The sequence below is a fragment of the Pseudomonas putida genome (assembly GCF_028682635.1).
GTDB classification, from domain to species: Bacteria; Pseudomonadota; Gammaproteobacteria; order Pseudomonadales; family Pseudomonadaceae; genus Aquipseudomonas; species Aquipseudomonas putida_AE.
Window position 1 is genome coordinate 21693 of the sequence record NZ_JANHLK010000044.1, and the last position, 11760, is coordinate 33452.

The following is an 11760-nucleotide window of genomic DNA, read 5'->3' on the forward strand; positions in this document are numbered from 1 at the left end:
TAACACCTAAGTCGAACGAGAATCGAAATCAGTAACCCCTGAGCAGTTTTTTTTTCGGGAAATCCTCAAACCGGCTCCACCCGCGTCCAGTAACGGCTGAATCGACGAATGCGTACGGGCAGGGTCGAGGTCAGGTTCTGGAGGATGGTGTCGCTGCTGGCCAGATGGAAAGCCCCGGAGATGCGCAGCGCAGCGACCGCCGGATCACAGCCCAGATGGCCTGGGCGATAACGCTGCAGCTCCCGGATAAACTCACCCAGGCGCCAGTCGTTGACCACCAGCATGTCGCGGGTCCAGGCGTCGGCCTGAGGGGTGGCCCGTTGCACGGGTTCGATGGCGTCCTGGCGCAAACTCACTTGCTGGCCGGCGTCGACCCGTACGGCGGTGCCCGGCACGTGGGCCGAGCGCACCTCGACCGCATGCTCCTGCACGCTGACCTGCGTCAGGTCCGCTTCGCGGCGCACGACAAAACGGGTGCCCAAGGCGCGAATGCTGCCTTCGGCGGTGTGTACCAGGAAGGGCCGCGCGCGCTCGTCCCGCGCCGTTTCGATGAAGATCTCACCTTCGAGCAAGCGGATTTCACGCAGGTTGTCGTTGTAGCGGATGTCCACCGCGGTCGCCGTGTTCAGTTGCAGTTGCGTGCCATCGTCCAGCCGCAGCCGACGGCGTTCGCCGGTGCCGGTGCGCTGGTCGGCCATCAGCGTTGGCAAGGGCGTGGTGTTCCACGCCAGGGTCCCCGCCCCGCCCGCCATCAGCAGAATCGACAGGACCTTGAGCACATCGCGGCGTTTGGCGCGGGCACTGGCCAAGGTCGGGCGCGCGATGCCGGGGGTGACTTGTTCGAGTTTGTCCTGCAGGCGCGCAAGGCGTTCCCACGCCTGCAGATGCCGTGGATCACGCTCCAGCCAACGGCGATGCGCCTCACGCAGGGCTTCGTCCGGTACCTCGCCACGCAAATCGACGTACCAGCGCGCGGCGGCTTCGAGGGTGGCGTAATCCAGCGGTTGCACACGGGCCACGGCTCAGTCCTCGATCAGCAACAGGCAGTGCGTCAGGGCGCGCACCGCGTGCTTCTTGACCGTGGTTACCGAGACATCCAGGCGCCGACCGATCTCGACATAGCTCAGGCCATCGAGCTGGGCCATCAGGAAAATCTCCCGGGTCCGCTCGCCCAGGCCATCGAGCAGCCGGTCGATTTCCATCAGGGTCTCGATGATCAGCGAGCGGGTTTCCGGGGACAACGCCACCGGCTCCGGGAGGTTGGCCAGGGTGTCCAGATAGGCCTGCTCCACCGCGCGACGGCGGAACATGTCGATCATCAGGCTGCGGGCAATGGTGCTCAAGTAAGCGCGAGGCTCGCGCAGCTCGAAGGACTTGCGTTGGGTCAGCACGCGAATGAAGGTGTCCTGGGCCAGATCCGCCGCATGGTGGTGGCAGCCGAGCCGTTTACGCAGCCAGCCACACAACCAACCGTGATGGTCCTCGTAAAGCGTATGCACGGCCTGTTGCAGCGAGAGATCGACAGAGGACATGGAGAAAGCCCGACACAAAATTTATTTGATAATGACTCTCATTTTCTTCCAAGCCGACACATTTTGGCAAGAGCACCCGTGATTGGTGAAAGTAACCCAATGAAATAAGGGAATTTTCCCCGCATATGAGGAACTACACCCACCACCGACCGATGCGCCAATGAAACAATCTGTAACAACTTATTAATTAATCACATTTTTTATTCCCGATTTTGACATGGCCCATCTGTTGCACCAGCCCCTTGCACCGCAGCAGTCATCCCCAACTCGGGGACGGCGGGTTTCGCCAAATTGGCACGTGCAAGGGGAAACCAAATGAAAAACGCACCACCCGCATTCCGTTCCTTGAACTACATACGCAGGTCGAGTGTGGCCTCCGTGATGCTGATCACCGCCAGCCTCGCCACCGTCAGCGCGGCCCCCATGGACGATGAAAGCCAGCCGCCATCGACCGACCCTTCGGCCTACTACACTGCGCCCGCCGACCCGATTGCCGCCGCCGCAGCGCTCGATGCCCTGAAAACCATGCCCGAGACCAACCAGGGCGCACTGGCCCTGCCCAACGGCGCCTACGGCGATCGCAACACACCCCGTGCCGACAATGTGCTGCCGCCGAGTTTGCAGACCTCGTTCAACTACCCCACCAACGGCAAACCCAGCCCCCTGTACGGGGCCCTGCCGTTCACTCAGCAATTGCTGCTGTTCGAGGAATTCGGCACGGAAAAACTCGACCCAACGATCCCGGCCCCGCCCCTGACCTTCCCCGTCCCCACGGTCGGCCCGGCCCCCGCGCAAGACCCGAACATTGTTGCGCGCAGCGCTCCGTCGGGTTCGGCGCTGGATGCGTTCATGCGCCAGCCCGGCCTGTTCCCGTTTCCATCGCAGTACTCCAACGTACTGGACCGCAACCCGTGGAAGGCGCAGATCGAAACCTTCCTCAACCGCCAACCCGTGGGTTCGCCGGCCGAGGGGCGGCCACCGGGAAAAGGCTGGTCGCACCAGCGCTGGAACGAGTTCTACCCGCAGGTCGCGTACAAGACCGTGCAAGTGGGCGCGCGGATCAACACCGGCATGCGCGACCGCCGGCAATTGCACAATTACGCCGTCGGTGAATTCGGCCCCGGTGGACTCTACTACCAGACCTCGGACATCCCCACCACCACGGGCACTACCAAAGGCATCGATACGCGCTTCCACCCGAATTTTCCGCTGCAGAATCACAATGCGCTGTGGACCTTCGACGGCACCTTTCCAGTCAAACTGCTGATGGTCCGCTATGGCCAACCGGTGCTGATGCGTCACTACAACGGCCTGCCGATCGACCCTGCGGCCAACATGGGTTTCGGCCTGCACACCATCAGCACCCACGAACACAACGGCCACTCCCCGGCCGAAAGCGACGGCTACACCAATGCGTTTTTCTTTCCGGGGCAGTACTACGACTATCGTTGGCCGCTGCAGCTGGCCGGCTATGACACCATCAACACCAACGCCCAGGACCCGCGCGCGGCGTTCCCTTGCGCACCGGGCGAGAAGCTGTTCGTCAACGACGCCAGCCCCGGCCTCAAGACCTGCGAAAACGGCACGATCAAGATCCGTGGCGACTGGCGCGAAACCATGAGCACCCACTGGTTCCACGACCACATGCTCGATTTCACCGCGCAGAACGTCTACAAGGGCAACGCGGTGATGATGAACTACTACAGCGCCCTGGATCGCGGTAACGAGGCCATCGAAGATGGCGTCAACCTGCGCCTGCCCAGCGGCTCGGCCCTGCCCTGGGGCAACCGTGACTACGACGTCAACCTGGTGGTCGCCGACAAGGCCTGGGACGCCAACGGCCAGTTGTGGTTCAACCCGTTCAACACCGACGGCTTTCTCGGCGATCAGATCCTGGTCAACTGGCAATACGAGCCACGCCTGAAAGTGCGCGCACGCAGCTATCGCTTCCGCATCCTCAACGGCTCGGTATCGCGCTATTTCAGGATCGCCCTGGTGCGTGAAATCGCCGGCAACGGCGGCGAGTTTCCCGGGCCGTCCGGTTCCGGGGTGTCCTACAGCCGGGTGCCGTTCCACCTGATCGGCAACGACGGCAACCTCATGGAACACGCCGTGCCGTTCGACGGCAGCATGGACCTGGATGGCGATGGAGACAAACAGAACCACAACGCCATCCTGCCGACCCAGGGCATCGCCGAGCGCTTCGACATCATCGTCAACTTTGCAAAAAACGGGATCAAGACCGGCGACAAGCTGTACTTCGTCAACCTGATGGAACACAAGACCGGCAAGGGTCCGGAAAAGAACGGCCTGAGCCTGGCCGACGTGCTGTCCGAGAAGTACAAGGCGGTGATCAAGCAGGGCAGCAAAGGGCCGGAGTGGGACAAGGGCGACCCGGTGGTGGGCAAGTTCATGCAAATGATCGTGCAGCCCTACACCGGCCAGGATGTGAGCATGAACCCTGCCGATTATGAACCGGCCAAACCCGGTAAAGCGGCGGGCAAGAAAATGATCCCGCTGACCCTCGATCGCGACAACGCCGCCGACATGGTCAAAGTCAAGGCGGCCCGGCATCGCGAGTTCATTTTCGGCCGCTCCGACGGCACCGACGAAGCCCCGTGGACGATCAAGACCGACGGCGGTTTCGGCTACGACATGGACTCGCGGCGCATCAGTGCAGCAGCGCAACTGTCCACCGGCCCGACCGATGGCGGCTACGGTGGCGACGGTACGCTGGAAGTGTGGAAAATCAAGAACGGCGGCAACGGCTGGAACCACCCGGTGCACGTGCATTTCGAAGAAGGCATCGTCCTCAGCCGCGACGGCAAGGCGCCACCGGAATGGGAAAAATGGGCGCGCAAGGATGTGTATCGCATCGGTGAAGGCATCGACAGTTCGGTGGACGTGGAAATGGCCATCCACTTCCGCGAGTTCGCCGGGACCTACATGGAGCACTGCCACAACACCCAGCACGAGGACACGTCAATGCTGTTGCGCTGGGATATCGAGCATCCGGGGCAGTTCCAGTTGATGCCGACCCCGCTGCCCGGCTGGGACGGTGTCACCTACGTCAACTCCGCCGCCCTGCCGACCTTCCGTACCCCAGGCAATGGTGACGGCAACGGTGACGATGACGACAATGAAGACCAGAACCAGAAACCCGTCGCCAACCCTGACAGCGCCAGCAGCAGCAACGGCCAGCCGGTGACCATCAACGTGCTGGCCAACGACACCGACCCGGACGGCAACCTGCCGCTCAAAGTGGTGGGCCTGGCCCAACCGGACTCCGGCCAGGGCTCGGTCAGCACCGACGGCGTGCGCGTGATCTACACGCCGCCGGCCAGCATCCCCGCCCCCTTCACCGCGGCCTTCGCCTACCAGGCCAGCGACGCGAAGAATGCGGTGTCGGAACCGGCGATGGTGTCCGTGGCGGTGACGCCAAAACCTGCGGTCAATGAAGAGCTGGTGATCACCAGTGCCACCGTCAGCGTGCGCAGCAACAACCGCTACACCTGGGACCTGGCCGGGACCACGTCGAAAGGTACGGGCAACACGCTGACGGCCACCGTCACCACCACTGCCGGGCCGCTCAACCTGGGTAATGCGATCCTCACCCCAACCGGCACCGGAGCGCGCTGGAGGATCTCGGTCAGCACCACTGGCGCCGGGCCAACACCAGGCGCGACCGTGACCGTACGCTCGACGTTCGGGCAGGCCGTTACGGTGCCGATCGTGGCGCATTGATAGGGTATTGATGGGCGCCCGGTTCATGCAAGGTGGACCGGGCGCGTATAAGTCAACGGAACTTGCCAGCGTCCAATTCTCTGGACTGAAATACAACGTGCCTAAAGATCGAAAAGATCCCCCTCGACGCTGCCGTCTTTTCCACGCCCGATCGGGGTGTCGTACACCACAAGCAACTGCGCTGCGCGGCCATCGGCGGGAGTGAAAAGCGTCATTCCTTCCGCATGGTCGCCGCGTTGACCAAAGGGAACATCCAGCACCTTCGAAAGCCCCTCTCTGAATACAACGCTGTCCCCGCAAGTGCGCACGCCATTTACCCAGCGACTGACCGTCACCGGGCCGTCGAGGTCCATGGTGGGTCCGGCGAGAATCAACAGATCGTTCCCATCCACGCACAGATCGCGTATGCCCAGGCCGTCCAGCTGGAGAAAATGCTTGTGATACAGATGACAATCCTCACCGATTTTCGCCAGTTTCAGAATGTGGCTATCGTCCTCGGACACTTGTGGTTCGATTTCAAGAATGACTGCCCATCCTCTTAACACCGGGCCACGCAAGCCAATGAAAAGACGCTTGCCGGCGATGGCCAGGCCCTCGATGTCGAACCCGTTGTCCTTGCCGGGAATCGCAAAAAAATTACCCAGATGTTCATCATGCTTGAGCGCTTTGGTCAGCGCATTCCACGTCTGATCGCCGCTTAGTTGTGCGGCTGTTTTCTGCAAGTCCGAGGTCGAGCGCACAAGTTTCAGTACGCCGTCTTCTTTCACCACAGGAATACGGGCCAACAAATAACGGTTTCCATCGCTGCTCACATTGCTCAGGCGTTCGATGTTCTGGCCTGTTTTTTTTCCGGCTTCCGGTTGCTTGCGCTTGAGGCTGTGGGAACCGATCAACCACAGGTACTCTCCAGCCTCGTCGTAGGCCAGCCCCTCGATATCGGCCTCTTCGAACTTTTGCGCTGATGCCGGTGGCGCAGGCAGGTCGAGTAATGTGTCCAGTGAGAATTGTCGATGGCCTTCGTAAACGATTTCTCCACCGGCCGGCTCGCTCTTGAAGGTAAGACATTCCAGGCTCAGCGTTTCATCATTGGCAAGCCAAAGCGTCTGACCAATCTGTAGAACCGCTGACAAACCGTCACGCAGCTTCTTCTTGTCATCTACATCAAACTGTCTGTCAAAGTTAAGTAACACTTTCCCTATACGACTCATTTGAGCCACCTTCAGATACAGGTTTGCAAGATTCGGGCAACACCGACAAAACACTATAGATGCGGGCAACAAACCCGGCATTTGCGGCTCAAGAAAGCGTCAGGCTGTTTTGGAATAATGCTTAAACCCAACGACAGGACCATCCACCAACCGGTCGTAGAAAATCAACGCTGCGGCGCAACCATGCGAAAGCGGATATTGATTTCGTTGGAGACGACGCTATCCGCCCATTCGCCCTCGCCTATCTTGAAATTATCCCGTTCAAGCGTCAGCTCACCATCGAATATGCCGATTTCATTTTCCGACTTGAGGAGCACCGGCGCGACCACCTCGCGTGTAATCCCCCTGAGCGTGAGGTGACCGGTGATCTGATAGCGGTTATTGCCCAGGTCCTTGACGCCCGTCGACTCAAACGTCGCCACCGGAAAAGTGGCCGTATCGAACCAGGGCGACTTTTTCAGTTCCTCGTTGGCGTCGCTGCTGCCGGCGTCGATGCTATCGAGGTCGATGGACAATGTGGCGTGGGCAGCTTCGGGATGAGTCGTATCGAAATCGAGGGTGCCTTCGAACTTGCTGAACGTGCCGTACACCCGCGACCCCATCTGGTTGTATGTGAAGCTGATGGTGCTGGCCGTGGGGTTGACGTCGGTGTATTCGACGGCTCGGGCGCCGTGAATAATCCCGAACATGAGAGCGGCAGTCAGCATGGCGGAGCGCGCAAATCGCTGAGACATTGGGTTCTCCGGGTGCTGTCGATCAGGCCACCAACAGATGGACTTAAGCAAAGAATCACCGATTGTTCCACCGCAAGGGCCGGGCTTGAACAGCCCTCTCATGACAGTCCGACCGCCGCCACTTCCGACTTCGCTGTTGCGGTGGTGGCAACCATCAACTTTCCTCTTGCCGCCACGCCCGTTGCAACAGATCGATGACCTCTTTATCCGAGGTCTGGGAAAAATCCATGTACCAATGCCCGATCGACATGAACCAATCAGGCATGATCGGGCAGATCACCTCATCCACTTCCCTGCGCAACGCCTCTGCCGTTTCCACCGGTGCCACCGGCACCGCCACCACGATGCGCGTCGGTTCCTGCAGCCGTACCGCCTGCACCGCCGCCAGCATCGAGGCCCCTGTCGCCAACCCGTCGTCGATCAGGATCACCACCTGATCCTTGAGCTGCACCGGCGCCCGCGTGCCCCGGTAAACCTGCTGACGGCGCAACAGCTCCCGGGTTTCCCGGGCGACCACGGCCTCGAACGCCGCCTTGTCAATGGGGTGCGCCCGCAGCGCCTGCTCGTTGCGAATCTCAATACCGCCACTGGCAATGGCGCCCATGGCGTACTCCGGGTGGGACGGAACACCGAGCTTGCGCACCAGCAGCAGGTCCAGGCGCACGCCGAGCACGGTGGCCACTTCATAGGCCACCGGCACCCCGCCCCGGGGCAAGGCCAGGATGATCACATCGGGTTTGTGGGCGTACTGGAGTAGCGGCTCCACCAGGCGTCGCCCGGCAGCCGCGCGGTTTTGCAGGATGGTTTGCGATGAGTGATTCATTTGAAACCTCCCCAGGCGATCAACGCCTGTCGGTTCGCATCACATCATCAATTGTCGGTTCGACGGTGGCTGTCAGCAAGCCCGAACACGAGACCCGGCCTGCCGGCGATGGCGTCCTGACAGCCAACCAATCTCTCGCGGCGGTATAAGACCTACTGTAGGAGCGAGCTTGCTCGCGATGGAGGTCAACGATGACGCGGGCAGCCTGACACCCCGCGGTGCTCCCAGGTTTTTCGCGAGCATTCGAGCGCCGACCGGCTGCTCCTACAAAAATCATTCAGGCCGCGCTCTTGATCTTCTGCAACGACCCGGCCACCAGCTTGCCAAAGGCATCGACCGGCCCCTGCAGGTTGCCGAGAAAATGCGGATAGATCAGCCACAGGTCCATCACCGGCTTGAAATCCTTGAGCGGCATGGCCGCCAACTGATCGCGGTGAACGCTGCGTTCCAGTAATGGCCGCGGCACCAGGCCCAACCCGAGGCCGTCGGCGACCAGGCCCAGCTGCAATTCGGTGCCGAAGGTTTCCAGGTTGACGCGCAGGGCCAGGCCCTGGTCCGACAGGGTGCGTTGCAAGCCGGCGCGGAAACCGCAGCCGTCGGGATTGAGTATCCAGCCACTCTGGTAAACGTCCGCCAGCTTGCTCGGGCGCTTGGGCAATTGGGCCTTGGCGCAGACCACCACCAGTTCCATCTTGCCAATCGACTCACCGATTATGTTGTCCGGGAAAATCTTGCCAGCCGGGAACAGCGCCGCGGCGGCATCCAGTTCACCGCGCTCGATCTTGCCCACCAATTGACTGCCCCAGCCCGTAGCCACCTGGGCCCGCAGGTCGGGGTATTCGCTGCGCAGGTGCTTGAGCGCGTCGAGTAACACCACGTCGCCGATGGTCTGCGGCACCCCCAGGCGCAGCAGTCCGGTCGGTGGCGCGTCGGTGGCCACCAGTTCGCGCAGCGCATCCATTTCCCGCAGGATCAGGCGGCACTGTTCATACACCCGCGTGCCAATCAGCGTGGGCTTGAGCGGCTTGGTATTGCGATCGAACAACTCCACACCCAGGGCCTGCTCAAAGTTCTGCACGCGCCGTGTGATGGCCGGCTGGGTCAGTTGCAACGACTCGGCGGCATGGCTGATGGACTGGCAACGAATCACCTCGACAAAGGCATCGATATCATCAATTTTCATTTGGCCCGCACATAGAGAACAGTCAATAACATGTTGGAAAAGCATAGTTCCATTGCCTTTGGAAGGATAGCCCGCCGCACCCCGGGCCACTGATCAATAACTTCTGGTGCTATGCCAAAGGGCTATACGGAGGCGCTGTAAATTACATTCAGCTATAACCTAATCATTAAACAATCGCATATTGATCTAAAACATTATGCTTAAATCAAAGGGTCAACTTTCAGAACGAACGATGGAATCGCCATGACCCAGGCCCGACACCCGGAGAGACTCAGAGCATTCATAGGCGCCCTGGCGGAATTGATCGACAGCAACCCCCGCGAGGGTGATCTGTTGCACCGTGGCGGCAAGCTGCTCGGCCAATTGGTCAGCCATGACGACTGGCTGCCCGAGGAGTTTGCCCGCCCCGATCCGGAGCGCTATCAGCAATACCTGCTGCATGCCGATTCACGGCAGCGTTTCAGCATCGTCAGTTTTGTCTGGGGACCGGGACAAAGCACGCCGATCCATGACCATCGGGTCTGGGGGCTGATCGGCATGCTGCGCGGTGCGGAGTACTCAAAAGGTTTCAAACGCAACGGCGAAGGTGCCTTGATCGCCGATGGCGGCCGGGTACAGTTGCGGCCAGGCCAGGTCGAGGCCGTGTCGCCGAAGATCGGCGACATCCATCAAGTCAGCAACGCCTTTGCCGACCAGGTCTCGATCAGCATCCATGTGTATGGCGCCAACATCGGTGCGGTGCGTCGCGCGGTGTATCAGCCCGACGGTAGCGAGAAGCTGTTCATTTCCGGTTATTCCAACGCCTACCTGCCCAACATCTGGGATTTGTCCAAAGAGAACCAAGCCCTATGAGCACCCTGTCGACCCGCTCTTTCGCCGAGATTCGCCAAGCCCTGCTGAATCGTGAAGAACTGGCGCTGCTGGATGTGCGCGAAGAAGCGCCCTTCGCCGAATCCCATCCATTGTTCGCCGCCAACATTCCCTTGTCGAAACTCGAACTGGAGGTGTTCTCGCGGATTCCCCGGCGCGATACCCCAGTGACCGTCTACGACAACGGCGAGGGCCTGGCGAGCATCGCTGCACAGCGCTTGCTGGACCTGGGCTACCTCGATGTCAGCCTGCTCGAAGGCGGCCTGGCAGGTTGGCGCCGCGCCGGCGGCGAGTTGTTCATCGACGTCAACGTGCCCAGCAAAGCCTTTGGCGAACTGGTGGAAAGCCGGCGCCACACACCGTCCCTGGCCGCCGAAGAAGTCCAGGCGTTGCTCGACAGCGAAGCTGACGTGGTGGTGCTCGATGCCCGGCGTTTTGATGAATACCAGACCATGAGCATCCCCACCGGCATCAGCGTACCGGGAGCCGAGCTGGTGCTGCGCGCCCGTGAGCTGGCACCGGACCTTGCCACGCGCATCATCGTCAATTGCGCCGGACGCACCCGCAGCATCATCGGCACGCAATCGTTGATCAATGCCGGCATCGCCAACCCGGTTTCGGCCCTGCGCAACGGCACCATCGGCTGGACCCTGGCCGGGCAGAAACTGCAGCACGGCCAGTCGCGCCGCTTTGCCCCGACCAGTGAAGAGCATCGGCAAACAGCGGCGCGCGATGCTCGTCGTGTCGCCGACCAGGCCCTGGTCAGCCGCGCCACATTGGCGGACCTGCAACGCTGGCAACAGGAGTCGACCCGCAGCACCTACCTGTTCGACGTGCGCACCCCGGAGGAATTCGAAGCCGGCCACCTGCCCGGCGCCCGCTCGACTCCCGGCGGACAACTGGTGCAGGAGACCGACCACTTCGCCAGCGTGCGCGGCGCGCGCCTGGTACTGGTGGACGACGATGGCGTGCGCGCCAACATGTCGGCGTCCTGGCTCGCGCAACTGGGCTGGGAAGTGCATGTGCTGGATGATTTGAACCCTGCTCACTTCAGCGCACAAGGCGCGTGGCAGGCACCCGTTCCGACGCCACCACAGGCCGAGGAAATCAGCACCGAGACCCTGGCCCAATGGCTGACCCACGGTGATACCGCCTTGCTGGATTTCACCGCCAGTGCCAACTACGTCAAACGCCATATCCCCGGTGCCTGGTGGGCATTGCGCGGGCAACTGAAAGAAGCGCTGGCCAACGTGCCCGCAGCCGGGCGTTATGTGCTGACCTGCGGCAGCAGCCAGTTGGCGCGACTGGCGGTGGCCGAAGTCGAGACGTTGACCGGCAAGGCGGTGTTTTTGCTCAAGGGTGGCACCGCCGCCTGGATCGCCGCCCAGTTGCCCCTGGAAGAAGGCGAGACCCGCTTGGCATCACCGCTTATCGACCGCTATCGCCGTCCTTATGAAGGCACCGACAACCCGCGCGAAGCGATGCAAGCCTATCTGGACTGGGAGTTCGGACTGGTCGACCAATTGGCCCGAGACGGCACCCATGGATTTTTTGTGATCTGACAGGGTGAACGGGCTTGTCGGGACGCCGCATCGCAGCGATGGAGGCATAACGGCCACCATCGCATCGCCAGCAAGCCGGCTCCTACAGATCAGTGTCGCGCCAC

General features: G+C 61.3%; 10 protein-coding genes. 4 read left to right on the forward strand and 6 right to left on the reverse strand.

Annotation, left to right across the window (positions count from 1 at the left end):
* Window positions 1-65: 65 nt before the first annotated feature.
* Together NPS56_RS29560 and NPS56_RS29565 are read right to left on the reverse strand one after the other, a co-directional pair.
* Complete coding sequence (locus NPS56_RS29560; RefSeq protein WP_274077922.1) at window positions 66-1019, reverse strand: FecR domain-containing protein; 954 nt, start codon at window positions 1017-1019, stop codon at window positions 66-68.
* 3 nt (window positions 1020-1022) lie between these two features.
* Window positions 1023-1532, reverse strand: coding sequence for a sigma-70 family RNA polymerase sigma factor (locus NPS56_RS29565; protein WP_274077923.1), 510 nt, complete (start codon window positions 1530-1532; stop codon window positions 1023-1025).
* Between the two features lie 315 nt (window positions 1533-1847).
* On the opposite strand from NPS56_RS29565, the gene NPS56_RS29570 reads away from it, so the two are divergent.
* A complete protein-coding gene (locus NPS56_RS29570; RefSeq protein ID WP_274077924.1) occupies window positions 1848-5276 on the forward strand; it encodes an Ig-like domain-containing protein in 3429 nt (1142 codons plus the stop codon).
* A 101-nt stretch (window positions 5277-5377) separates the two neighbouring features.
* On the opposite strand, the gene NPS56_RS29575 is transcribed toward NPS56_RS29570, so the two are convergent.
* The 3 genes from NPS56_RS29575 to NPS56_RS29585 form a co-directional block, all read right to left on the reverse strand.
* Complete coding sequence (locus tag NPS56_RS29575; protein ID WP_274077925.1) at window positions 5378-6484, reverse strand: DUF3616 domain-containing protein; 1107 nt, start codon at window positions 6482-6484, stop codon at window positions 5378-5380.
* Between the two features lie 164 nt (window positions 6485-6648).
* The gene (locus NPS56_RS29580) at window positions 6649-7218 is read right to left on the reverse strand and encodes a YceI family protein (RefSeq protein ID WP_274077926.1); all 570 of its coding nucleotides are present in this window, start codon (window positions 7216-7218) and stop codon (window positions 6649-6651) included.
* Window positions 7219-7372: 154 nt separating this feature from the next.
* Window positions 7373-8041, reverse strand: a complete 669-nt coding sequence (locus tag NPS56_RS29585) for a phosphoribosyltransferase (RefSeq protein WP_274077927.1) — start codon at window positions 8039-8041, stop codon at window positions 7373-7375.
* Between NPS56_RS29585 and NPS56_RS29590 the strand changes: the two genes are divergently transcribed.
* Window positions 8029-8190 (forward strand): hypothetical protein, encoded by a 162-nt coding sequence (locus tag NPS56_RS29590; protein WP_274077928.1) that lies wholly within the window; start codon window positions 8029-8031, stop codon window positions 8188-8190. The two genes, NPS56_RS29585 and NPS56_RS29590, sit on opposite strands and share 13 nt — an antisense overlap.
* A 128-nt stretch (window positions 8191-8318) precedes the next feature.
* On the opposite strand, the gene NPS56_RS29595 is transcribed toward NPS56_RS29590, so the two are convergent.
* Window positions 8319-9224: a LysR family transcriptional regulator gene (locus NPS56_RS29595; RefSeq protein WP_274077929.1), complete on the reverse strand. Its 906-nt coding sequence runs from the start codon at window positions 9222-9224 to the stop codon at window positions 8319-8321.
* A gap of 243 nt (window positions 9225-9467) precedes the next feature.
* Here NPS56_RS29595 and NPS56_RS29600 point away from each other — a divergent pair, with 243 nt between their 5' ends.
* Together NPS56_RS29600 and NPS56_RS29605 are read left to right on the forward strand one after the other, a co-directional pair.
* Window positions 9468-10076, forward strand: a complete 609-nt coding sequence (locus tag NPS56_RS29600; RefSeq protein ID WP_274077930.1) for a cysteine dioxygenase — start codon at window positions 9468-9470, stop codon at window positions 10074-10076.
* Window positions 10073-11656: a rhodanese-related sulfurtransferase gene (locus tag NPS56_RS29605; protein WP_274077931.1), complete on the forward strand. Its 1584-nt coding sequence runs from the start codon at window positions 10073-10075 to the stop codon at window positions 11654-11656. Before NPS56_RS29600 ends, NPS56_RS29605 begins: the two co-directional genes overlap by 4 nt.
* Window positions 11657-11760 lie beyond the last annotated feature (104 nt).